General features: G+C 46.6%; 19 protein-coding genes. 17 read left to right on the plus strand and 2 right to left on the minus strand.

The genetic code is table 11. From position 1 onward, the window contains the following. The first annotated feature begins 350 nt into the window (after positions 1 to 350). From NXH67_RS12660 to NXH67_RS12705, 10 genes are all read left to right on the plus strand, one after another. Positions 351 to 3,023, plus strand: coding sequence for a valine--tRNA ligase (locus tag NXH67_RS12660; protein WP_272797594.1), 2,673 nt, complete (start codon positions 351 to 353; stop codon positions 3,021 to 3,023). Between the two features lie 23 nt (positions 3,024 to 3,046). Beyond that, positions 3,047 to 4,426, plus strand: coding sequence for a bifunctional folylpolyglutamate synthase/dihydrofolate synthase (locus tag NXH67_RS12665; protein ID WP_272797595.1), 1,380 nt, complete (start codon positions 3,047 to 3,049; stop codon positions 4,424 to 4,426). A gap of 9 nt (positions 4,427 to 4,435) precedes the next feature. Further along, positions 4,436 to 4,600, plus strand: a complete 165-nt coding sequence (locus NXH67_RS12670) for a hypothetical protein (RefSeq protein ID WP_022777761.1) — start codon at positions 4,436 to 4,438, stop codon at positions 4,598 to 4,600. 1 nt (position 4,601) lies between these two features. After that, positions 4,602 to 6,017: a tetratricopeptide repeat protein gene (locus NXH67_RS12675; RefSeq protein WP_022777762.1), complete on the plus strand. Its 1,416-nt coding sequence runs from the start codon at positions 4,602 to 4,604 to the stop codon at positions 6,015 to 6,017. 102 nt (positions 6,018 to 6,119) lie between these two features. Further along, positions 6,120 to 7,370 carry an MBOAT family O-acyltransferase gene (locus tag NXH67_RS12680; RefSeq protein ID WP_272797596.1) on the plus strand — a complete coding sequence of 417 codons (1,251 nt, stop codon included), beginning with the start codon at positions 6,120 to 6,122 and terminating at the stop codon, positions 7,368 to 7,370. A 29-nt stretch (positions 7,371 to 7,399) separates the two neighbouring features. After that, positions 7,400 to 8,395: a GDSL-type esterase/lipase family protein gene (locus NXH67_RS12685; RefSeq protein WP_272797597.1), complete on the plus strand. Its 996-nt coding sequence runs from the start codon at positions 7,400 to 7,402 to the stop codon at positions 8,393 to 8,395. Positions 8,396 to 8,449: 54 nt separating this feature from the next. Beyond that, the gene (locus NXH67_RS12690; protein WP_022777765.1) at positions 8,450 to 8,701 is read left to right on the plus strand and encodes a hypothetical protein; all 252 of its coding nucleotides are present in this window, start codon (positions 8,450 to 8,452) and stop codon (positions 8,699 to 8,701) included. 27 nt (positions 8,702 to 8,728) lie between these two features. Beyond that, on the plus strand, positions 8,729 to 9,103 hold the full coding sequence (locus NXH67_RS12695) for a RidA family protein (RefSeq protein WP_022777766.1): 375 nt from the start codon (positions 8,729 to 8,731) through the stop codon (positions 9,101 to 9,103). A 24-nt stretch (positions 9,104 to 9,127) separates the two neighbouring features. Further along, entirely contained in the window at positions 9,128 to 10,177 is a 1,050-nt protein-coding gene (locus NXH67_RS12700) for a tetratricopeptide repeat protein (RefSeq protein ID WP_272797598.1), read from the plus strand. A gap of 101 nt (positions 10,178 to 10,278) precedes the next feature. Next, on the plus strand, positions 10,279 to 12,243 hold the full coding sequence (locus NXH67_RS12705) for a heparinase II/III domain-containing protein (RefSeq protein ID WP_272797599.1): 1,965 nt from the start codon (positions 10,279 to 10,281) through the stop codon (positions 12,241 to 12,243). Here NXH67_RS12705 and NXH67_RS12710 read toward each other — a convergent pair. Next, a complete protein-coding gene (locus tag NXH67_RS12710; protein ID WP_272797600.1) occupies positions 12,230 to 14,785 on the minus strand; it encodes a bifunctional diguanylate cyclase/phosphodiesterase in 2,556 nt (851 codons plus the stop codon). The genes NXH67_RS12705 and NXH67_RS12710 overlap by 14 nt on opposite strands. 204 nt (positions 14,786 to 14,989) lie before the next feature. Between NXH67_RS12710 and NXH67_RS12715 the strand changes: the two genes are divergently transcribed. The 4 genes from NXH67_RS12715 to NXH67_RS12730 are packed head-to-tail and all read left to right on the plus strand — an operon-like array spanning position 14,990 to position 19,490. Continuing rightward, positions 14,990 to 16,120 (plus strand): glycoside hydrolase family 88 protein, encoded by a 1,131-nt coding sequence (locus NXH67_RS12715; protein WP_272797601.1) that lies wholly within the window; start codon positions 14,990 to 14,992, stop codon positions 16,118 to 16,120. Between the two features lie 30 nt (positions 16,121 to 16,150). Next, on the plus strand, positions 16,151 to 18,208 hold the full coding sequence (locus NXH67_RS12720; RefSeq protein ID WP_272797602.1) for a DUF2264 domain-containing protein: 2,058 nt from the start codon (positions 16,151 to 16,153) through the stop codon (positions 18,206 to 18,208). A 26-nt stretch (positions 18,209 to 18,234) separates the two neighbouring features. Continuing rightward, complete coding sequence (locus tag NXH67_RS12725; RefSeq protein ID WP_272797603.1) at positions 18,235 to 18,801, plus strand: GNAT family N-acetyltransferase; 567 nt, start codon at positions 18,235 to 18,237, stop codon at positions 18,799 to 18,801. Further along, complete coding sequence (locus NXH67_RS12730; RefSeq protein ID WP_272797604.1) at positions 18,798 to 19,490, plus strand: epoxyqueuosine reductase QueH; 693 nt, start codon at positions 18,798 to 18,800, stop codon at positions 19,488 to 19,490. The genes NXH67_RS12725 and NXH67_RS12730 overlap by 4 nt, the downstream gene beginning before the upstream one ends. A gap of 10 nt (positions 19,491 to 19,500) precedes the next feature. Here NXH67_RS12730 and NXH67_RS12735 read toward each other — a convergent pair whose 3' ends face one another. Next, positions 19,501 to 19,944 (minus strand): PH domain-containing protein, encoded by a 444-nt coding sequence (locus NXH67_RS12735; protein ID WP_022777773.1) that lies wholly within the window; start codon positions 19,942 to 19,944, stop codon positions 19,501 to 19,503. A 145-nt stretch (positions 19,945 to 20,089) separates the two neighbouring features. Here NXH67_RS12735 and NXH67_RS12740 point away from each other — a divergent pair, with 145 nt between their 5' ends. The 3 genes from NXH67_RS12740 to NXH67_RS12750 all read left to right on the plus strand — a co-directional run bounded on the left by NXH67_RS12740 (position 20,090) and on the right by NXH67_RS12750 (position 25,286). After that, positions 20,090 to 20,797 (plus strand): LytR/AlgR family response regulator transcription factor, encoded by a 708-nt coding sequence (locus tag NXH67_RS12740; RefSeq protein ID WP_022777774.1) that lies wholly within the window; start codon positions 20,090 to 20,092, stop codon positions 20,795 to 20,797. Positions 20,798 to 20,828: 31 nt separating this feature from the next. Then, positions 20,829 to 22,136 (plus strand): ATP-binding protein, encoded by a 1,308-nt coding sequence (locus NXH67_RS12745; RefSeq protein WP_272797605.1) that lies wholly within the window; start codon positions 20,829 to 20,831, stop codon positions 22,134 to 22,136. A 168-nt stretch (positions 22,137 to 22,304) separates the two neighbouring features. Next, entirely contained in the window at positions 22,305 to 25,286 is a 2,982-nt protein-coding gene (locus NXH67_RS12750) for a beta-glucosidase (RefSeq protein WP_272797606.1), read from the plus strand. Positions 25,287 to 25,331: the final 45 nt, after the last annotated feature.

A 25,331-nucleotide genomic window follows, 5' to 3' on the forward strand; every position in this document is an offset into this window, starting at 1 on the left:
AAGGTTTTGAGAAAGAGGAGTACATATCAGTCAGGCGACTAAAGAGAATGTGTCCGGCAGCAGTGCTGTCGCTGAGAGGATACAATCGTTTGCGATATGGAAGGTAGCTTTTGAACCGGACGTCCAGAAATGAGGTCTTTTCCTCAACAAACGTTCCCGCATTATCAGCGTTAGAGGATAGAGCATTTTATGATGCTGCAGAGGCAGGAGGCAGTGATGCTTTCTGTGAATTAAGGTGGTACCGCGTTAACTACGCCCTTAGCTGAGTTGTTCATTCGGCTAAGGGCGTTTTTTACCAAAAAAACGATTATCCCTTGCCGAGCAGTTTAGATCAGAGATAGGAGAAGATTATGAAGAAAGAACTTGCAAAAACCTATGATCCAAAAGGTATCGAGGGACGTCTTTACTCCAAATGGGAGGAGAAGAAGTACTTCCATGCCGAAGTTGATGAGACCAAGAAATCCTTTACCATTGTGATTCCACCCCCGAACATCACCGGTAAGCTTCACATGGGCCACGCCCTTGATAACACCATGCAGGACATTCTCATCAGATACAAGAGAATGCAGGGCTACAATGCTCTTTGGCAGCCCGGAACAGACCATGCTTCCATCGCCACAGAGGTTAAGATCATTGACACTCTTAAGGCAGAGGGCATCGACAAGAGAGACCTTGGCCGTGAGAAGTTCCTTGAGAGAGCCTGGGAGTGGAAAAAAGAGTACGGCGGAACCATCATTTCTCAGCTCAAGAAGATGGGCTCTTCCTGCGACTGGGACAGAGAGCGTTTCACCATGGATGACGGCTGTAATGAGGCTGTTACCGAGGTTTTCTGCAAGATGCATGAAAAAGGCTACATCTATAAGGGAAGCCGTATCGTAAACTGGTGTCCTGTATGTAAGACCTCCATTTCAGACGCTGAGGTTGAGTACGAGGAGCAGGCAGGCCATTTATGGCACATCAAATATCCTGTGATCGATGAGGACGGAACTGTTTCAAAGACAGAGTTCATCGAGTTTGCTACAACACGTCCCGAGACAATGCTTGGCGATACAGCTGTTGCGGTTAACCCTGATGATGACAGATATAAGAGCTTCAAGGGCAAAAAGGTTCTTCTTCCTATTGTTAACAGAGAGCTTCCTATTGTTGAGGACTCTTATGTAGATATGGAATTCGGTACCGGTGTAGTTAAGATCACTCCCGGCCACGACCCTAACGACTTCGAGGTAGGTAAGCGCCACAACCTTGAGGAAATCAACATCCTCAATGACGATGCCACAATCAACGCAAACGGCGGCAAGTTCGAGGGCATGGACAGATATGCTGCAAGAGATGCCATCGTAAAAGAGCTGGATGAGATGGGACTTCTTGTTGAGATCGAGGATTATTCTCACAATGTAGGAACCCATGACCGTTGCCACACAACCGTTGAGCCTATGATCAAGGCACAGTGGTTCGTTAAGATGGACGAGCTCATCAAGCCCGCTGTCAAGGCAGTTAAGGAAGGCGAGATCAAGCTTATTCCTCCGAGAATGGAGAAGACATATTTCAACTGGACAGACAATATTCGTGACTGGTGTATTTCCAGACAGCTCTGGTGGGGCCACAGAATCCCTGCTTACTACTGCGACAAGTGCGGAGAGGTAGTTGTAGCCAAGGAAGCTCCTACAGTTTGTCCTAAGTGCGGACAGACCCACTTTACACAGGATCCTGATACTCTTGATACCTGGTTCTCATCAGCACTTTGGCCTTTTGAGACCCTTGGATGGCCTCATGACACCAAGGAGCTTAAGTACTTCTTCCCTACAGACGTACTTGTAACCGGTTATGACATCATTTTCTTCTGGGTAATCAGAATGATTTTCTCAAGCTATGAGAACATGGGAACTTATCCTTTCCACACTGTTCTGTTCCATGGTCTGGTAAGAGATTCTCAGGGAAGAAAGATGAGTAAGTCCCTCGGAAACGGTATCGATCCTCTTGATATCATCGAGAACTACGGCGCAGATGCTCTTCGTCTTACTCTTATCACAGGTAACGCACCGGGTAACGACATGCGTTTCTACAACGAGAGAGTAGAGAACAGCCGTAACTTTGCCAACAAGGTATGGAATGCTTCAAGATTCATTATGATGAACATGGCAGAGGATGCTCCTTCAGCAATCCATCAGCCCATGCCCTCCGGTCTTGAGCCCGTTGATCACTGGATCATCAGTAAGCTCAACAATACCATCAAGGAAGTTACCGAGAACATGGACAAGTATGAGCTTGGTATCGCCGTTCAGAAGGTATATGACTTTATCTGGGATGAGTTCTGTGACTGGTACATCGAGATGGTTAAGCCTCGTCTCTACAACTCAGATGACAAGACTTCCCACGAGGCAGCTCTTTGGACCCTGCAGACCGTGCTTCTTAACGCACTGAAGCTCCTTCATCCTTATATGCCTTTCATCACAGAGGAGATCTTCTGCACAATGCAGGATGAGGAAGAGTCCATCATGATCTCTGAGTGGCCTGTTTACAAGGATGAGTGGAACTTCGAGGCAGACGAGAAGTCAATCGAGACCATCAAAGAGGCCGTAAGAGGCATCAGAAACGTTCGTACACAGATGAACGTTGCTCCTTCCAGAAAGGCAGCAGTATACGTAGTAAGTGACAAGGACGAGGTTCTTGATATCTTCACAAAGGGTAAGCTCTTCTTCGAGTCCCTTGCTTACGCATCAGAGTCTGTTTGCCAGAAGGATAAGTCAGGAATTGCTGAGGACGCTGTTTCAGTAGTTCTTGCAGATGCAACCTGCTATATTCCTTTCTCAGATCTTGTTGATCGTGCAGCAGAGATCGAGAGACTTACCAAGGAACAGAAGAAGCTTGAGGGTGAGCTTAAGAGATCCCAGAGCATGCTCAGCAATGAGAAGTTCCTTTCCAAGGCTCCCGCAGAGAAGATCGCAGAGGAGAAGGACAAGCAGCTAAAGTATCAGCAGACCTATGATCAGATTACAGAAAGACTTGCGCAGCTGAAAAAATAATCGCTGCCACTAAGCTGAGAGTTATGGATAACGAGTTATTAGGCAAGGCACGGAAGCTTATTGAGCGCTCCGATAATGCAGAAAAGATAACAATTGCAGAACTTGAGGATTTCCTTAACACGATTCCCAGATTCGCAGAAAAGCACTCCGCCGAAGAGACGGAGGCTTTTCTTGCGTACCTGGGTAATCCCGAGGAAAACATGAAGATAATCCATGTGGCGGGGACCAACGGCAAGGGCTCTGTCTGCAGCTATATCTCCTGGATATTGATGCGGGCGGGCTACACCGTGGGTACCTTTACTTCGCCGCATCTCGTTAAGATCAATGAGAGATTCTGCATAGATACCAAACCTATATCGGACGGTGTATTCCTGGTTGTATTTATGGAGACGCTGCGCCGAATATTTGAATACAAAGACGGGGAATTTTTCCCGACTTATTTCGAATTTCTCTTTTTTATGGCAGTACTTCTCTACGATGTATATCCGGTGGATTATCTTGTGATGGAGACCGGACTTGGGGGAAGGCTCGATGCCACCAACAGTATCAGGAAACCGGAAGTATGCGTTATTACGGAGATCGGCTACGACCATATGCAGTACCTGGGCAACACCCTTGAGGCAATAGCCGGCGAGAAGGCCGGAATCATCAAAAAGGGCGTTCCCGTCGTATTTTTTGACAAGACCAAAGAAACCTCAGATGTTATCAAGCAGACAGCGCTAAGCCTTGATACAAGGGCGATTGCGGTGGAGAGCAGAAATATCACCGATGTACATATTAATAAGGACGAACAGGGGAATAAATACATTGCTTTTTCGTATAATTCCCTTTATGATAAATATTGTGGCCTAAAGCTATCAACCTTGGCCAAATATCAGACAGAAAATGCCGCTTTGGCGGTAACTGCCTGTGAGATCCTAAGGGATCAGGGCGCCAATATCACTGAGTTGGACATTAATGATGGACTTATCAGTGCCAAGTGGGACGGCAGGATGGAAGAAATCCGGCCGGGTATTTTTGTGGATGGAGCCCACAACATTGACGGAATAGAGGCTTTTATTGACAGCGTTTCCGGAATAGAGTGTGAAGGACGAAGGCTCCTTTTGTTCGGAATCGTAGGAGACAAGCAGTACGGAGATATCATCGACAGGCTTCTTTCCAGCGGAATATTTGATTCCGTATTTGTAGCAGTACTTAATACCGAGAGGACCGTATCCATGGGAGATCTCAAGGCGGCCTTCGAGGACAGCAAGGACAGACTGGGAATCATAGGACTTCCCATTAAATATTACAGCAATGTCCGGGATGCCGTTACCGATATTATAACCATCAGGAAATCCGGGGATATGGTATTTGCGGCAGGATCACTTTATCTCGCCGGACAGATCAAGGAAATAATTTAAGAGGCTATTATGATCAATTTTGAAGAAGAACTTAAGAAATTCAAACCAAGTCTTGAAATAGAGGATGCAGAGGACATTATCTACAAGCAGGATCTTGACGATATGTCCGATGTCATTGTTAAGCTTCTCAAGGAAGCAAGTCAGGAAGCAGATACGGCAAAGAGGGTAAGATAACATGAAGTGTTATTATTGCGGAGCCGAGCTTACCAAGGATAGCACCTGCCCGGGCTGCGGAGCCAGGGTAGGAACCTACAAGAAGATCAAGAGTCTTTCCAACAGATTCTACAATGAAGGCCTTGAGAAAGCAGGCGTTAGAGATATGACAGGCGCTGTCGAGTCCCTTCGTCAGAGCCTTAAACTTGATAAAAACAATATAAATGCCAGGAATCTTCTTGGCCTTATATATTACGACACCGGCGAAGTGGTAGCAGCCCTTGCCGAGTGGGTTATAAGTAAGAACCTTCAGTCCGATAACAATCTGGCTGACAACTATATTGATGATGTCAGAAATTCACCATCTCTTCTGGACAACATCAATCAGACCATCAAGAAATTTAATATTGCGCTTAACTACTGTCATCAAAGCAGCTACGATCTGGCGGAGATTCAGCTTAAGAAGGTGCTCCAGCTCAACAAGAGACTGGTTAAGGCACATCTTTTGCTTGCCCTTTTGTGCCTTAAAAACGGCAAGTGGGACAGAGCCAAGATCGAGTCCCAGAAGGCTCTTGAGCTTGATACGGGCAATCTGATGGCAAGAAGATATCTCAAGGAAGCTGACAGTATGCTGCTTCCCGGCGAGAGCGGCAAGCTGGTTTCCGATGTGGCTGCGGACAATGACGGCTCCATCAGATACAACAGCGGCAATGAGATGATCATTCAGCCGGTTAAGAAGTCGGCAATAGCCAGATCCAGCTCCATCTGGGGAATCGTCCTTGGAATGGTGCTTGGTGTGGCGGCAGCATGCTTTTTGATCCTGCCTCAGAGAATTCAGAGTATCAACAGCAACAACCAGGCCAAGATCACTCAGATCAGCGAGGAGTCCGATTCCAAGTCGGCTCAGCTGGTGGATTATGAGCAGCAGATCGGTAACCTCCAGAAACAGGTTGAGGAGCTTCAGTCTCAGGTTACCGGCTATGAAGGCGTAGACAGTACTTCCGCTGCAATGAACAGCCTTATGGAGGCCACAGCCCTTTACATTAATGATCCCTCCGATATCGAGGGAATGGCAGGGGCTCTGGAGCATCTTGATCTTGATGCCATCGATGAGAATGTTTCTGCTGAGTTTATGTCTCTGTACAACAGCCTTATGTCACTGGTTGGACCTCAGCTTGCCACATCCTATTACAACACAGGCTATGAAGCCTACAAAGCTGAAGATTATGATACTGCTGTAGCCAATCTTTCCAAGGCATATCAGTATGACAATACAAATGTTAATACCCTGTATTATCTTGGCAACTCCTATAACGCCCAGGGCGATACGGATAAGGCCAAGGAGATCTATGATAAGGTTATCACCGATTTCCCGGGTACTCAGAGTGCTCAGGCCGCCGAAACCAAGTTGGCAGAGATTAACAATTCGGGGAACTAAATGATCAATTTTTCAGATTTAACTTTTATATTCAGGTTTTTGCCTGTTTTTCTAATAGTGTATTATCTGACCCCCATAGAGTTCAGAAAAGCCACTCTCCTTTTGGGGAGTCTGGTTTTCTACGGCTTTGGGGATCTTAGGATGCTCCCGGTTCTTCTGGGGGCTGTGTTAGTCAACTACTTTTTTGCAAGAGCTCTCCACGGCAGTGGGCAGAATAAGTTCCTGCTTGCCTTCGTCGTATTCCTGGACGTTGTAATGCTGGTGGAATTCAAGCTCCTGTCTCAGTTTGTTGACAGTTCATTCATGCCTATAGGAATCAGCTTCTTTGTATTCAAGATGATTTCATTTCAGGCAGACCTCTATCAGGGAAAAGTTAAGAATACGCCTAAGTTTATTGACACCGCTGCCTACTTTACCATGTTTCCGCAGGTGGTATCAGGCCCCATAATGCGTTTTTCGGATTTTGAAAGACACAAAGAAAACAGGACCATTCTCGAGATTTTTGAAAGAATCGAGGACGGTCTTAAGTTCTTTACGGTGGGACTTGGAATGAAGGTGCTTCTGGCAGATCATCTTGCGATGCTCTGGAATGACATCGGGACCATCGGTTATGAGAGTATTTCAACGCCGCTGGCATGGCTCGGCGCCGTTACCTATTCACTTGAGCTGTACATGGATTTCTGGGGATATTCGCTGATGGCAGCGGGAATTGGTGTTATGCTGGGATTTCCTTTTATCACCAACTTCGATCACCCCTATGCATCCCTTAGCGTATCGGAGTTCTACAGAAGATGGCATGCATCTCTTGGCTCCTGGTTTAGGGATTATGTATACATCCCGCTTGGAGGCAGCAGGAAGGGAAGCCTTCGCACTGTTTTCAATTTGCTTATCGTATGGCTTATAACCGGCTTCTGGCACGGCGTTACCCTGAACTTTATTCTCTGGGGAATGATCATTTTTCTTATCATTGTCTGTGAGAAATACATTGTTCAGAAGCTCCCCGGGGTTCTCAGATGGCTCATCGGCAAGATCAATGTGCTGGTGCTTATACCTCTTACCTGGGTTATCTTCGCGATTCCGGATTCACAGATGCTGGCAACTTACTTTACAAGACTATTCCCTTTCTTCGGAGCGGGAATATCAGTTAACCCCAATGATTTTGCCAAAAATGTCGGTATTTACGGCATTCTTATAGCTGTAGGCCTGGTGCTTCTGATTCCCAAGGTCTATGAGATATTTGAGAACCACAGAAGAAATATTGTGGTGACAATTGCAGTATTTGTGCTGTTCTGGGCCTGCGTATACAGCCTGGCCAACGCAGCAGGCAATCCGTTTATGTATTTTAGGTTTTAATCCTTGTATTAAAAGAAAGTGTAAGAGACATGAAGTTTTTCAAGACCTGCCCGATGTTTATTGCCATCGTGGTAAGTTCAATCTTCATAACGACTGTCGCAGTGGTGTTTGCAAACACTGTTTATGCGGACTATAAGGAAGGGTACGACCCGGAGAAGGCACCAATTATGGTACTTCCCATACGTGGCGCTACGGAAGGGGTATTTCCCTGGAACTATGTGCCTGAGGCAGAGGAGCCCTCACCTGAAACGCCCGGTTCTATTGATGAACTCCTGAAACAGATGCAGGAGGATACTGTTGTCGAAGGTCCTCAGGAAGAGCCTGAGGAGGTAGTGATAGAAGAGACGGTGGAAGAGCCGGAGGTTGATATATCCGCTGGCGATGTATCAGCTAATGATGTAGAACTTGTGGAAGAGAAGGTCTATGAGCCTCAGGAGGTTACTCCGGAGTACTTTGATGATGCGCTTTTCATCGGAGATTCAAGGACCGTTGGCCTGTCCGAGTATTGTCAGGAGCTGGATGAGCATGCCACCTTCTATGCCAAGGTGTCTCTCTCCATTTACACTGTGATGAAGAAAGAGTTCATCAAGACTCCCGAGGGTACCATCGGAGTTGAGGAGGCCCTTTCCAATCAGCAGTTTGGCAAGATATATATCAGCCTTGGACTTAATGAGATCGGCACAGGTACCGATGAGTATTTCGTTGAGCATTACATGGAAGTGGTAAACAGAATCCGTGAGCTTCAGCCCGATGCCATAATTTACATTCAGGGCATCATGCATGTTACAGAGAGAAAGAGTAACAGCGACAAGAATTTCAACAATGTCAACGTTGACAGAAGAAATGCAGCTCTGTCGCAGCTTGCGGACAATCAGAACATTTTTTACATTGACATGAACGAGGCGGTGGATGACGGTAACGGCAACCTTGATGGAAGCCTTTCCTTCGACGATATTCACCTCAAAGCCTCATCCTATCAGCTCTGGTATGACTACTTAAGACTCCATGCCATTGTAAAAGACTGATTCACAATTTGAAGAAAAAAACAAGATATTACTTTCTGAAAAAGGGGTGGTAAAATGTCTAGAGAAATGATTTTTAAGATGGAAAGACCGGGACTTCTTCATGAGGGAGACCCTGTTACGGTTACAGAGGGAGTGCTTCCCAGTAACTATTACTATACCATCGACCCGTCCCTTGCAATGTCGGGAAATTTCCCTTTCCGCGAGAGAATGCTGGAGAGGAAGGGCGTAGTCACCAAGGTTGAAGAGAACGCCAGAGGCTACTACGTAACCGCATTGTTCGGAGAGGATTCACAGGATAATACTTGATTATTTTTACATATAAGGAGGTCTATTATGCAGTACATTTCTACAGACAAGGCACCGGCAGCGATCGGACCTTATTCACAGGCTATTATCGCAGGAGATTTTCTCTATGCGTCAGGACAGATTCCCATCAATCCTGAGGATGGTGAGATCGATACAACAACTATTACTGATCAGGCAGACAGAGTTTGCAGAAATATCGGAGAGATCCTCCGTGCTGCAGGAACAGACTATGAGCACGTGGTTAAGACTACCTGCTTCCTTGCTGAGATGAGTGATTTCGCTCCTTTCAATGCAGTATATGAGAAGTATTTCACAGGCAAGCCTGCCAGAAGCTGCGTTGCAGTTAAGCAGCTTCCCAGAAACGTTCTCTGTGAAGTGGAGGTTGTAGCTTACCTTAAGTAATGCACTATCGTTGGGGGAAGGGTTATGAAGCACCGACTTATTTGCGCTTGTTTGCTGGCGTCTGTCCTTCTGTCGGGATGTGGGAGTCTCGTTGGAAGGCGCAATATAGACTCCGGTTTTGCCTATATAGAGAGCCATGAATATGAGAATGCTCTTGAGAGCTTTGCCAGTGCCGAGAATAACGGGGAGGACGAATGCCTATTGCACAGAGGAAGGGGCATCGCACTTCTTAAGACCGGCGAGTATGAGCAGGCTGCCACTGAGCTGCTGGCATCCCTTGCAGCCGATGAGGGAATAGTTGATGACATGGATTTTGACACCAACTACTACCTGGCGGAGGCCTTTTTTAACATGGGTGAATACAGTAAGGCCAAGGAGGTCTATGATGCCATTCTTGGACTTCGAAGTAAGGATAGCAGTGCTTATTACCTCAGAGGTGTGGCACTTCTGGCATCTGGCGACCATGACAATGCCTATTCGGATTTCACCAGAGCCATTACCTTAAGTCCCAAGGATTATTCCATGATCATCATGATCTACAGAGCTCTTGATGAGCACGGCTACGGAGATGAGGCCACAGCCCTTCTTCAGACCGCCATGGACAACGGTCAGAACTTCATGACCAACTACGAGAAGGGGCAGATTTCCTATTACCTTGGAAATAATGCCGAGGCCCAGAGCTATCTTGAGGCCGCCAGGAACGAGAGAGATCAGGAGAAAGAGCCTGTGGTCCTTCTTCTTGGTCAGACCGGAGAGAAACAGGGCGACTACAACTACGCCATCAGCGTATACAAGACCTATATAAGCGAGAATCCGGATTCCTCCCTTGTCTACAACCAGCTTGGCATGTGTCAGATCAAGCAGGGCGATTACGAGGGAGCTGTTGCTTCCTTCCAGTCGGGACTTGCCCTTGGTGATAAGGATGTGGAGCAGGCCCTTATGCTCAATGAGATAACCGCTTATGAATATATGGGAGAGTTCGGACTTGCCTCCTCTCTGATGGAGACCTACAGGCATGACTATCCCGATGATGAAGTTGCAGCAAGAGAGAACGTTTTTCTTTCTACAAGATAATATTGTAACTTTCGATGCATCCGTGGTGCTTTTTAGTGAGCATCTTGTGGATGCATCTTTTGTTATAAGGTTTCAGATCATATTCTTTGGGGTAAAAAAGTATGGGAACAGCTACGAATTCCGTTCATGAGAGCTTAACAAAAGAATATCTGGGAAGGGCGGGAAACTGCGGCATCTACGACAGATATCCCGATATTTCAGACAGAACTGCCTGGGAAGGACTCCCGCACCGGGTCAAAAAAGAGCTTATAGAAGAGGGTGAAGAGGCTCTTAAGGAGCCCTGGACCGAGCTTCTGATCTCGGATTTTATGACTTTCAAAAGAACCGGTAACAGAGTAAGGTTCGAGGATAAGTATTTTCCCAGAAGAAGGAAACTAAATAAGCTCGTAATGGCAGAGTGCGTTGAGAATAAGGGGCGGTTCCTTGATGATATTCTGGACGGACTCTACCTAATATTGGAGGAGACCACCTGGTGTCTTCCGCCCCATACCAGCTATGAGAGAGACGCAGAGCAGGAGATACTTCCCGATGTCACCAGGCAGATCATAGACCTGTTTCAGGCAGAGAGCGGCGCTGAGGTGGCCTTTATAGAGTATCTTCTTCGCCCTGTATTTGATAAGATAAGCCCTCATATCGGAATTTATGTCAATGAGAGGCTTAAAGAGCGCATCTTTGAGCCCTATCTTCATCAGCATTTCTGGTGGATGGGAGATGGGCAGCAGACCATGTGCAACTGGACTCCCTGGATAACCCAGAATGTTCTTATATGTGCACTTACAAGAGAAGAGGACTTTTTTACCGTAAAAGAGAGACAGCAGTTCCTGGAAAAAGCTGCTGAATCCTGCGACTATTTCCTTGATGAATACGGAGAGGACGGTGGCTGCAACGAGGGAGCCCAGTATTATTCCCATGCGGGACTGTGCCTCTTCGGATGTCTTGAGCTTATGGACTGTTCATTAAAAAGCCCTGAATTCTCAGCTATATACAAGGAAAACAAGATTAAGAATATCGCCGGCTTCATCGTAAAGATGTATGTGGGAGAGGGATACTATGTCAATTTCGCAGACTGCAGCCCGCTGGCAGGAAGGCGCTGCGCGAGGGAGTTTCTCTTTGGTATGGCTGTTGGAGATGATGTACTTGCTTCTTTTGCTGCGGAGGATTACAGAACAGCACCAAGGAAGGACAGGCTTATATCCGGTGAGATCAATCTTTTTTACCATGTGATGCAGGCCTTTGCTGCCGGTGAGATGGAGAGTTTTGCTACAAGCGATGAGCTTCCTAAGGACTGCTACTTTGACAGCATGGGACTGATGATCGCCAGGGACAAAGTGTTTACTCTTGCAGCCAGGGCGGGAGATAACGCAGACAGCCACAATCACAATGATGTGGGCTCCTTTACTGTGTACAAGAATGGCAGGCCCTTTGTCATTGATCTTGGCGTTGGGACCTATACGGCCAAGACCTTTTCAGACAAACGCTACGAACTGTGGACAATGCAGTCCCAGTTCCACAACCTTCCTACTTTTGCGATGAGAGAGGTTGGAGATGTGCTGGGCACAGACCCTGCTGCGGATGCTAATAACCCTGATATCATCATGGAAAGAGACGGCAAAGAGTACTGCGCAACGGATGTTAACTGCATACTGTGTACTAATGTAACCGGCAGCAGTGGTAAAGAAGTTAGTTCTCTCAAGATGGATATCAGCAGCGCCTATGCGGTGGGAGATAAGATAGGAGACTTGGATTTTTCCTATGAGAGGACCATTGCTCTGTGCAAGGGAACGGGAGTTATCGTAACAGACAAATACACCGGACAGATGCCGGTGTATATGAGTATCATGACTTGTATGAGACCTGTTATTTCCGGGGATTCCTTTGGCGAAGCAGTAAATATAGATGTGGGAGACCTTGGAAGTATCCGGGTTACGGGAGGCGTCAAAAAAGTGCGGATAAGCGAATATCCCATAACCGATGACAGGCTCTCCATAGCCTGGAAGGGCAGTGTGTATCGCATTTTGCTGGAAATGGACGAGACAGCGACTGATTACGAGTTTAGGCTTCTTTGAGCTTTCTCTTGTTTTCGTACATTTCTATGTCAGCCCGCGAGAAAACCTCCGACACAGTTGTATCGGCGTTAAATCTGGATACACCGGCTGCGATGACCACGGTTCCTCTTTTTTTGTTTTTCAGGTTGTTGGCCTCAAAGCGCTTCATTATGGAGTCGATATTGTTGTAGTCGTTGCCCTGAGCCACAACCACGAATTCGTCTCCGCCCACTCTGAAAACAGGACTGTGCTTGAAGAAATCACAGATGATGTTGCAGCCGCTTTTGATAAATTCATCTCCGGCCTGATGACCTAAGGTGTCGTTTACCTGCTTCAGGCCATTAATATCAAATACTGCAATTGCAAAAGGTGACACTTTATTTGCGGATATCTGAGCGTTAAGAGTTTCTTCCGTGTCAGCATAGGCATGCTTGTTTTTTACACCGGTGAGTTCGTCCAGAATTGCTTTGTTTTCCACAGCAAAAAGGTGTTTCTCATATTCCTGTTCACGGCGAACGCGCTCATCCACATCGATGACACCGAATATAAGTTTTTCATGATCATCTTCGCTGACCCAAACGGCACGCGCGATCACATAGTTTGGTCTGCCCTGGATGTTGAGTCTGTGGCTGTGTTCAAACACGCCTCTTGTCGCGATGGTTTTTATGATGTTTTCTTTGGTGAAGGCTGACAGGAAGCTGTCATGGTCTTCATGATAAATTCCCTTCGAACTGTTCTTTATTACTTCGCTAAAGAAGTCATCACCTTCATCCTCCATTCCCATATCCGTTATGATACCTGCCGGAGTAAATCTGGTGTAATGGCCGGTTTCCGGATCTACGGTGTAGATATAAATATAATCACCGGAGAGAGCGCCGATTCTTGAATAGACCAGCTGTTCTTCCTTTGCAAGGCTGATTATCTCGCGGTTTTTGATCAGCTCATCTACATCGCTGACGCCCATGATGATATGCTTTTCATCGCTGCCGACTCTGACAACCTTCAGGCTGACATAGGTGAGAGAATCGCCTATAAATATTCTGGTAACAAGGGAAAAGATGCCGTTATTATCAAGGGCATTCATGATTTTTTCTTTGGTAAAATCCTTGATGAACTGCGACTTATCTTCTTCCTGCATAGTGATATTGAAGTCCGGCCTGGTCAGGTCAAAGAAGTTTGTTCCTTTCGATTTTAATGTTATATCTCGGCGTGTACCGTCAGATATGTATTGGGAGAATTCTTCTGTATCCAAATCAACAAAGTACAGGGATATGTAATCAGAAGACAGAGTTCTGGCAATGTAATTGTAGGTAAGGTTGTCTTCGGAAATCTTATCGGAAATTGACAAAATAGCAATAGCGATGGCGCTGCATCCGGTAACGGGATTCTGAGCAATCCTTCTCATAAAAAGCTGCAGACTTCTTCCGTCCGAAAGACGGTCATCGATAATAAGCCGGTTTCCGTTCTTTGCGCACTGCCTTATCTGTGTGAAGGTATAGTATCCGGGCCCGGGTTTTATGGATGAAATCTCAAAGGAAGAGCACTCTCTTAAACCCGGAAGAGCAGCGGCTTCAAATTCCTTGAAGCTTTTGTTGCTTCGAATTATTTTTATCCGTTCATCGTCCATGGAAATGATGATCATCGGCAAGGTGTCAAAATAGTCTTTTAACCCGTCGCTTTCGCTCTTGGAAAAAGAAAGATCATAGAGGCTTATCTTGCCAAGCTGCTCGTAGTATTCACCCTCGGCGGGATTCTCAAAGCCTATCTGAATGCCTTCCTCGTTCCTTTTGATGATCTGAGCAAGGGAAACCGGAGTGGTGTAGTAAAAACCCTGAAGCTTAGTGCAGCCGATCTCCTTCAAAAAGTCTGCCTGTTCTTTGACTTCCACACCTTCGGCAACGGTGTCTATACCAAGGGAGAGGGCAGTCTTAACAAGTTCTGTAAGAATAATCTGACCGTCAACGCCATCCAGGATCTTATCTACGAATATTTTATCTATCTTTAAAAGGTTGAATTTGATCTCAAGCAGGATAAGCAGTGATGAATAACCGCTTCCGTAGTCGTCCATCCACACCTTAATACCCTGGGACTGGAAGCGTTCAACCTGAGTCTTCATGAAACCAATATCTCTCGAAACAGTTCTCTCCGAGAGCTCCACAGACAGTTTATCTCTCGAGAGCCCGGAAGCATCAACTCTTTTTACGATTTCCTCCACCATGTCGCAGCACTCAAAATCCGAAGCGGCGAGATTGATGGACTCAGGAACTATGAAAAGACCGTGTTCGCCCTGGCCCTTCATCTTATTAAGGACTCTTTCAACCATATACAGATCAAGTTTGTAGGTGAGTTTTTCTCTTTCGAGCACAGGAAGAAAGTCAGCTGGGCTAAAGGTTCCTTTTTCGGGATCTTCCCATCTGGCGAAGGCTTCCTCATCGGATACAAGGCCGCTGGCGGAGCGGATAAGTGGCTGATGATAAGCCTTTATCCATTCCTCTTTGATGGCTCTGTCAAGATTGTCGATGAAGTACTGATCGGTTACCTTTTCTTTGGCTTGCGTTTTCAAGGCTGCAGCTCCGTGGATTATGATTGGACAAACGGTTTACAGTATATATTTTATCAGATTTAAATTGGGGGGGTAAATTTTATTTGATTTTTTCTTTTTTTTAATAAATATACAAATAATAATTAAAGATTTGCATACTATTGATCCCGAAACAATAGTAGTATTAAAGAAGTATAGTCTATGAATTAAACAGGAGAATTTCTTATGAGTACTGATTGGAGCAGGATAGCTGACAAGATTATCAGAAAAGAGAAGAAAGTGGCTGCAAGAAGCAGAGGTAAGATTCCATACACCGCAGCCGGACATGTTTTTGACGATAAATCGGATAAAAAGGATATCTGCTGGTGGACCAACGGCTTCTACGGCGGAATGATGTGGCAGCTCTATCACGCCACAGGCAATGAGCTGTTTCGTGAGTGTGCGGAAAAGCTTGAAGTTAAGATGGATGCCGCATTTATGGATTATAACGGAATGGACCATGATGCCGGCTTTCGCTGGCTTCCAACGGCTGTCGCAAATTACAGATTGTCCGGTAGTAAAGAGTCCAAAAACAGAGGACTTCTTGCTGCGGCAAGCCTTGCAGGCAGGTTTAATTTGAAAGGCAACTTCATCAGAGCCTGGAACGACTGGGGCGATGACAGGGATACAACAGGCTGGGCAATTATCGACTGCATGATGAACCTGCCTCTTTTGTACTGGGCATCTGATGTTCTTAAGGATCCCAGATTCAAAGACATCGCAGTAGCACATGCGGATACAGCCATGGAATGGTTTATAAGGGAAGATGGATCCGTGAGGCATATTGTAGGCTTTGATCCCGTGACCGGAGAATTTGACAGAGAATACGGCGGACAGGGCTATGGCGAGGGTTCTTCCTGGACCAGGGGCCAGACCTGGGCTCTGTACGGCTTTACGCTGAGCTTCATACATACAGGCGATGAGCATTATCTTGAAACCGCCATGCAGGTTGCAGACAGATTCTGCAGCCGAATCCCTGAAGACGGCCTTATCCCCGTTGACTTCGACCAGCCCGCAGAGCCTCATTACATCGACTCCACGGCAGCAGCCATCGCATCCTGCGGACTTCTTACTCTTGAAAAAGAGCTTAAGGAAAAAGATCTTTCCAAGGCTGCCGCATACAGAGCCGCCGCAGAGAAGATGCTTTCAGTCCTTGACGAAAAGGACTGCGACTATGATCCGGAGCATGATGAGCTTCTAACAAGGTGCTCCGCTTCCTATCATGATAAGGACCATGAATTCCCGATTATCTACGGTGACTACTATTACATTGAAGCCATCTGGAAATTGACGGATAAGGAACTGTTTATCTGGTAATACGCAAAAAGTAATCACAATATGGACTTTATGGAGAGAGACAGAATGAAGTTTGAACCCAAACACCTGGACTTTGAGCTCAGCCCTTTTACAGGTCTTACAAGAGATACCTGGATAGATGCTGCAAAATATCTTCTTTCGGGAATATTTAAAAATATAGAAAATATCGAAGCTCCCGTGGTTATGCCAAGGTATGAGACCAAGATCACTTACCCTTCCAAGGATGCTCCCATGTGGCGCATCAAGGCCGAGTACTTCGAAGGCCTTGCCAGAAGCTTTTTTATCGCAGCGCCTCTTATCCATATAGAGCCGCAGCTTACCTTAAACGGGATTAATATTCGAGATTATTATAAAAAGCAGGTTCTCTGCGCCGTAACTCCCGGGGAAAAGAATTATGTACTTAATTATTCGGATATGAGAAAGCTTGATGATTCGAACAATCCCAATGCCTGCTATCAACAGACCGTGGAGACCGCAGCCCTTGTTATCTGCCTGTGGCTCTCCAAGGATGAGATCTGGGATACCTACACCAAGGAAGAGAAGGATAGAATAGCAGCTTTTCTCACCGACTTTGCCCATTCCAATACCGTGCCCCAGAACTGGCGCCTTTTTAACATGCTGGACATGGCTTTCCTATATATGAACGGTTACCCCATCGATGAAGACATTATGAGAGACCACGCCCAGAACATCCTCGGCTACTATGTGGGAGATGGCTGGTACAGGGACGGACAGTGCTTTGACTACTATTCCTGCTGGGCCTTCAACATGTACACCGCCATCTGGAACAACTGGTACGGCTATGAAAAAGAGCCTTATATCGCCGGCAAATTTGAGGAATATTCAAACGAACTTATGAAGACCTATCCCGATTTCTTCGACAGGGACGGCTTTACCAATATGTGGGGCAGAAGCGGCATATACAGAAACGCCGCCACCGGCGCTTTTGACGGGAATCTCCTTATGAGAGAATCCTCCATAGATCCGGGCCTGGCCAGAAGAATCTGCTCCGGATCCTTGCTTCAGTTCCTGACAAGGGACGATTTTCTCTGGGAAGGAGTGCCAACCCTTGGCTTCTACGGCCCTTTTGCACCTCTCCTTCAGGGCTATTCCTGCGCAGAGTCTCCAATGTGGCTCGCCAAGGCCCTTTTGTGCCTCCATCTTCCTGAGGATCACCCCTTCTGGACCGAGAGAGAGAGCGGCGGCACCTTCGAGCAGCTGAAAAAGAATGAAACAAAGGTCACAACCCTTGATGGCCCCGGACTTTGTTTTGCAAATCACGAAGCCAACGGGATAACAGAGCTAAGAACCGCCAAGGTCATGAAGGCCAAGGATGATGAGCACGGCATGTGGAACTACAGCAAATTGGTATACAGCACCAAGTTCCCCTGGGAGAGTAAGCCCGCTCCGGACGTGGAATCCCAGCAGTATGTCCTTGAATTTCTTCCGGAAAAGAAATATCACAAGGGTAACGTAACCCTCTGGCACGGAGAATCAGACGGCGTTCTCTACAGAAGACAGGTCTTTGACTACGAGATGGAGACAGAGGATCACTGGCGCACAGTTATGAACCTTGCTGACTTTGCAGTGCCCTGCGGAATCTTCAGAGCCGATAAGATAAGAATGTACAGAAGGCCCTTAAGGCTCACCCTTGGAAGCTTTGGCTTTCCCGACAACGGTACCGAGATCATCCGCAGGGAGAAGGATGGCTACAAGGCGGTTATCCTGAAAGGACATGACCACACCGGAAAGGAAAAACAGCTGGCCTTTACCATCATGGACGGCTGGAGCGATATTAAGATAATAAACAGCGAGGGTACCAACCCCGACAGCCGAAGGTCAATAGTCCTTTATGCAGAGACTGTGAGGGATAAGCAGTACGGCTACGAGCCATATTTTCTTTTATCTCAGACTATCACAAAAGAGAGCCTTGAGGACTTCTCCGAAGACGAGATATTCCCAGTGTCCGACGTGGTTTACACCGATCCTCAGGGCTGCGGCGGCTACGGCCCTGTTACCATTAACTTCAAGGACGGCACGAAAAAAGTAGTTGATTTCTCCCGGATAGAGAGTAAACTTTCTCTATAATATACGAGGAGAAATGAGGAATTGTTATGGAAAAAGATATCCTGATAAGAGAGGCTCTTTCTTCAGATGCTGAGGGACTTCTTGACATTTACCGTTACTATGTTGAGGATACCGCCATCACCTTTGAGTACGATGTGCCTTCAGTAACTGAGTTTGAGGGCCGCATCCGTAAGACCCTGGAGAAGTATCCCTATATTGTGGCAGAGGACAGGGAGAGCGGTAGACTCCTTGGCTATTCCTACGCTTCCCCATTTAAGGAGAGAGCGGCCTATCAGTGGAGCGTTGAGACCACCATCTATGTGGACAAAGACTTAAAGAGAGCCGGTCTTGGAAGACTCCTCTATAACGAGCTGGAGAAAAGGCTGGCTGACATGGGAATACTTAATGTCAACGCCTGCATCGGCTACCCCAACGGAGCTGAGGATGAGCATCTTACCTATGACAGCGTAAGATTCCATGAAAAGCTCGGCTATTCCATGGTGGGAGAGTTCCACCAGTGCGGCTACAAGTTCGGACGATGGTACAACATGGTCTGGATGGAGAAGATGCTGGGAGAGCACACAGACACACCCAAAGAGATTAACCTTTTATGAACAAAAGAAATTACTCCAAAGAACTGGAAAAGAAAATAGAATCCTTCGCAAACAAAAGCCAGAGGCCAAGGCTACTCCTTCATGCCTGCTGCGCGCCCTGTTCTTCTTATTGCCTTGAATACCTGCGTGAATACTTCGACATCACAGTCTTTTTCTACAATCCCAATATCACCGAGGACGAAGAGTATAGGAAGCGTGTGGAAGAAGAGAAGAGACTCATCGCTGCCTACAACAGCCAGATTGACAGCGGCAATTTTGAGGGAATGAATTCCACCGACAAGGCCGGCAAGATACAGATCCTTGAAGGTAACTACGAGCCCAGGGAATTCTTCGAGGCGGTAAAAGGGTATGAGCTGTGCCCCGAAGGCGGGGACCGCTGCAGGATATGCTTTGAACTGCGACTTGGCGAGACTGCAAGGATCGCAGCGGCGGAGGACTATGAATATTTCACCACAACCCTTACCATCAGCCCGTTAAAAAACGCCGACGTCCTGAACGAAGTAGGCGAACAGGCCGCGGCGCAGATTAATTCAGACTGTGGACAGGAGAAAGTTCATTTCCTTCCCTCTGATTTTAAGAAAAAAGAAGGCTACAAGAGATCAATAGAGCTCTCCAGGCAGTTCGACCTCTACAGGCAGGACTACTGCGGATGCGGCTTCTCCAGACAGGAGAGGCACCCGCAGGACTAAGCCTTACGACTTATATTTCGTCCATCTCGTCAATGTCATGAACATCGCTGGCTCCGAAGCCGATGTTCTGCATGCTGACGGTTCTTCTGCGAAGCCTTGCGCTCTCTGAGGCCTGAAGGATGAAGTCCTTGATCTCACGGCCGTGCTTGATGTTCTTCATGACGATAGTGCGGTCAGTAACATCGGAAGTATAGAGGATGATGGTGGACATGCCGCCGATTCTCTGCATGAGAGTACTTGTGATCTCAACATCACTTATCTTGTACATATAACAGTCGTTTTCTCTGACTGTAAAAAATCCCTTGATGATGGTAAGTACATTATCGCGAATCTCATATTTGGTGAAGGTCCAGGGAAGACCCAGAAAGAGCCATCTGCACCTTTCTGTGTAGCGAAGCTCGCCCTTGGCCTCTGTGGATTCTGCGTACTGATCGGGATTAACTATTTTAGCCATTTGCATTTGTCTCCTTTGGAATATGTTGGGAATAGATAGCATTAATTATATCCTATTTATGCAGCGGCAGAAAGTGTTGTATAATACAATTGATAGTACGCAATACAAAACACACGTAAACGCAGTAACGATAACGGGAGAATACATGATTCAGCTTGCGATTGTTGAAGACGAGGATTCCTACGCTTCTCAGCTGACGGAATACATAAATAAATATCAGGCGGAAAGCGGGAACTACTTCAAAATAACCAGATTCTCCGACGGAGATGAGATCACCAACGGCTACAAGGGCCAGTTTGACATTATCCTGATGGACATTGAGATGAAGCTCATGGACGGAATGATCGCAGCCGAGGAGATCAGAAAGCTTGATCAGGACGTGGTCATTATGTTCATCACCAACATGACCAACTACGCCATCAGAGGCTACCAGGTTGACGCCCTTGACTATGTGCTCAAGCCCGTCAGCTATTTCGCTTTTTCTCAGAAGCTTGGCCGTGCCATCGGTAAGATAAGGAAAAAGGACGTCAAATATATTTCCATAGAAATGTCCTCCGGTGTTAAAAAGGTGGACGTGGACAGTATCTTCTATATAGAAAGTGAAGGTCACAACCTTGTTTTTTACACTACCAGCGGAGAGTTCTATATTCGAGGAAAGCTCTCGGACTATGAAGAACAGCTTGCCGCCTATGGTTTTTTCAGGAGCAACAAGGGATATCTTGTGAACCTCAAGTTTGTGGACGGTGTTGAGAAGGGGAGCTGCCTCATTGCAGGCAAGCAGCTTCTTATCAGCAGAGCCAGGAAAAATGATTTTATGAGCGCCCTCACCGACTATATGACCTCGATTATGTAGTTGATACGTCGGGCAGGATACGGAGACGTAAATGGAACTGGTTTATCAGGATATACCAAGAATATATACAGCCCTTGCGGAGTGGCTGGCCTGTTTTGGCTATTGCCTGGTCCTTAAGAGGAAGGTCAAGAACGAGGATTTTATCCTCTTTACGATACTGTCGCTGGTAGTTCAGAGCATGTTTCTGGTGCTGACCAAAAGCCTTCCCGTTTACTTATGGGTGCCTTGCATGGGGATGGCGGTGGTCTTTATGTATGTGTATATGTATGCAACCTGCGACGCAACCGTCAATGTCATTGGCTATTACTGTGCCAGAGCGTTTCTTTTGGCGGAGCTTGCGGCTTCCCTTGAGTGGCAGCTGGCCTGCTATTTTTACAAATACAACAAGTCTATATTGCTGCAGTTACTTCTCCTGGTAGTGGTCTACGGAATTGTTTTTACCTGGGCTCATTACATGGAAGTCAGCATGACAAGGGGCATTTTCCAGCTGGAGATCAATAACAGAGAGCTGTGGGCTGCCATCATCATTGCCGCTGCGGTTTTCGCCTTCAGTAATCTTAGTTTTATCGTCAAGAATACCCCTTTTTCAGCCGGAGTTGTGGCGGATATCTTCTATATAAGGACCCTGGTGGACGTGGCCGGGATCATGATCCTCTACGTGTATCAGAGCCGTATCTGCGAGCTTCTTGCGGAAAAAGAGCTAAGGAACATCCATGCCATGCTCAAGGCCCAGTACGACAAGTACCGCAACTACCAGACCACCTTTGAACTCATCAACATGAAATATCATGACCTTAAGCACCAGATAGCGGGGCTTCGCGCCGAGATGAGCGATGAGAAGAGAGAGGAATGGCTCAATTCCCTGGAAGCAGAGCTGGAATCCTACAGTCCCGAGCTGGAGACGGGAAACAGCGTTCTTGATACCCTTATCGCCGGCAAAACCATGAACTGCAGGGCCAACAATATCAAGATAACCTGCGTGGCGGAGGGGGACGTCCTTGATTTCATGCACGTTGCGGACATCTGTACCATTTTTGGCAATGCCCTTGATAACGCCATTGAGAGCGTCTCTCTCATAGATGACCCGGAGAAGCGCCTGATACACATGGCCATCTCACAGAAAAAGAACTTCATCGTAGTGCAGATAGCCAATTACTGCGAGAATACTATCACCATGAAAAACGGCTATCCCGTCACCACCAAGGCTGACAAGGGAAACCACGGCTTCGGACTTAAGAGTATCAGATATACAGTGGAGAAGTATCATGGAACCCTGAATTTTGCCCTTAATGACAACTGGTTTGAGCTTAAGATACTTATCCCGCAGGGAAACCATTGATGATTTTAATTATACCGTTTATGACAAAAATCGTACCGTTTGTGACAAAAACGGCACGATTTTTTTTGCGTGATAATCTATAGGTGTAATGGCGCGTATGTATGTGCGCAAAATTTATAGTTTCGCTTCCTGACCAGTTGCGAACACTAAAAAGAGGGAGGTTCTTTTATGTTAACTATCAACATGAGCGATGTTATGAACGTCATAACATCCATCAAATCCTATCTGATAGCTATAGGAATCATCATCGCAGTTGCAGTAGTCGTAATGATCGCTGTAATGAAAATGAAGAAGTCCACCAAGAAGCTCATCAGAGGTACAGCACTTGTTGCTATGCTCACCGGTATTGTTATTTGCGTAAATATGATCTGTACAGGTCCCATGAGCACAATGCTTGACCTTGTAAGCGGAAGCGGAACGATCACAAAAGAGACATCCGACGCTACAACCGATCTGGCTGTACAGATTGCGGAAGAGGGTATTGTCCTTGTAGAGAACGAGGCAAACACACTTCCCATTGCATCAGGCAGCAAGCTCAACGTATTCGGCTGGGCTTCCACCAATCCTATCCTTGGAGGAGCAGGATCCGGTGCTCTTAACAGCGCCTATGCAACCATCGATATCCTTCAGTCACTCAAGGAGGCAGGTATCGAGACCAATGCGGAGCTGTCCAAGTTCTACACCGACTACAAGGCAGACAGACCTGAGGTTGGAATGTGGGCACAGGACTGGACACTTCCCGAACCCAATGTTTCTCTTTACACAGACAGTCTTATTTCAAATGCAAAAGCATTTTCTGACACAGCACTTGTTGTTATCAGCCGTTCAGGTGGTGAGGGAGCAGATCTTCCTGCCAACATGACTGCAGTGGTTGACGGATCCTTCCAGGATGGAACAACCTACACCGCAGGTGTTTATGATGACACATTAAATACTGGAAACGACTGGGATGCAGGTGATCACTATCTCCAGCTTACCAACAGAGAAGAAGAGATGATCGATCTTGTCTGCAGTAACTTCGACAAGGTTATCGTTCTTTACAACGGCGCCAATGCTTTTGAGCTTGGTTTTGTCAAGGATCATCCTCAGATCAAGTCAGTTCTCTGGGCAGCAGGAATGGGCCACGTTGGAATGAAGGCACTTGGAGAGATCATGACAGGTGCGGTTAATCCTTCCGGTAAGCTCATTGACACTTTTGTTTATGATATGGAAGAGACACCCTGGTGGAACAACTTCGGTGACTTCAATTACACAAATATGGACGAGTTCGCTGTTATTTCAACTAACTTCATGACAGGCGGCGAGTCCAGAGCAGATGTTTCCTTCATTGATTACATCGAGGGCATCTATGTTGGATATAAGTTCTATGAGACAGCAGCAGCTGAGGGACTTATCGACTATGACAGCATTGTTCAGTATCCTTTCGGATACGGACTTTCTTACACCTCCTTCGAGCAGAAGATGGGTGAGATCACAGAGTCAAACGGCAAGATTTCCTTTGACGTAACAGTAACCAACACAGGTTCTGCAGCAGGTAAGGACGTTGTTCAGGTATACTTCAATCCTCCTTACACCAACGGCGGAATTGAGAAGGCAACAGCCAACCTCATCGCTATTGAGAAGACTGATATCCTTCAGCCCGGCGCTTCACAGACCTTCACAATTTCTTTTGATACAGAGCTTATGGCATCCTACGATTATCAGAGTGCCAAGGCATATGTTCTTGAGAGCGGAGACTATATCATCTCTGTAAACAAGGATGCACACACAGTGATCGATTCCAAGACCTATTCAGTTGGAGCCGCTGTAACCTACAACGGATCAAACAAGAGATCAACAGATCAGATCACAGCAACAAACGTATTTGATTATGCACAGGGAGATGTAACATATCTCTCAAGAAAAGATAGTTTTGCCAACTATGCAGAGGCAACCAAGGCTCCTGCAAGCTATGAGATGAACGCAGAGGCCAAGGCTACCTTCTACAACAACAGTAACTACCTGACAGCTGAGGCTACAGCAGCTGATGAAGATCCTAATGCCACAGCAGTAACAACAGGCGCAGCTACAAGCTTAAAGCTCAAAGACCTCCGTGGTCTTGCCAAGGACGATCCCAAGTGGGATGAGCTCCTTAACAGCATGTCACTGGATGACATGAATGCACTGATCTCCCTTGGCGGATATCAGACCAACTCAGTTGATTCCATCGGCAAGGTACGTACAAACGACTGTGACGGCCCTGCATCAATCAACAACAACTTTACAGGTGTTGGATCCCTTGGATTCCCTGTAGGTGTAACTATTGCAGCAACCTTTAACAAGGATCTTGCTTACTCTTTCGGTGATTTCATCGGTAAGATGGCTAACGAGATGGACGTATCCGGCTGGTATGCACCTGCCATGAACATCCACAGAACTGCTTTTGCAGGACGTAACTTCGAGTACTATTCAGAGGACAGCTTCCTTTCAGGTATCATTGCATCACAGGCTTGTCAGGGATCCTGGTCCAACGGAGTATATGCTTACATGAAGCATTTTGCCCTCAACGATCAGGAGCAGAACAGACTTGATATGCTCTGCACATGGTCCAATGAGCAGGCAATCCGTGAGATTTATTTAAGACCTTTCGAGATGTGCGTAAAGAACACCGATATGCTGGCTGTAATGAGCTCCTTCAACTACATCGGTAACCGTTGGGCAGGTGGTTCATCATCACTTCTTAAGACAGTTCTTCGCGATGAGTGGGGCTTCAATGGCTTCGTTCTTACCGACTACTTCGGAGTATACGGATACATGTCATCTGACCAGGCTATCCGTAACGGTACAGACTGTATGCTGGTTAACTATCCTACAGCAACCAACAATGTACAGTTCAGAGATACCAACGGCGCTCAGCAGGCTATGAGAGAAGCTACCAGGAACATTCTCTACACAGTAGTAAACAGCCGTGCTTATGCACCTGAGAATCTTTCAGAAAAAATGGCATCCTGGAAAGTACTTATGATCGTACTTGATGTTATATTTGCAGCACTGATGATCTGCCTTATGTGCATCTTCATTAAGAACTTTGGCAAGAACAGAGCCAAAGAAGAGGCAGCACAGGCAGCTGCTGCTCAGGCAGAGAGTGCTAATACAGATTCACAAGAGTAATAATTACTGTTGATTATTCGGAAGGCGCCGGTCCAATGGGCCGGA

The sequence above is a fragment of the Butyrivibrio sp. DSM 10294 genome (assembly GCF_028539135.1).
Classification (GTDB): domain Bacteria; phylum Bacillota; class Clostridia; order Lachnospirales; family Lachnospiraceae; genus Butyrivibrio.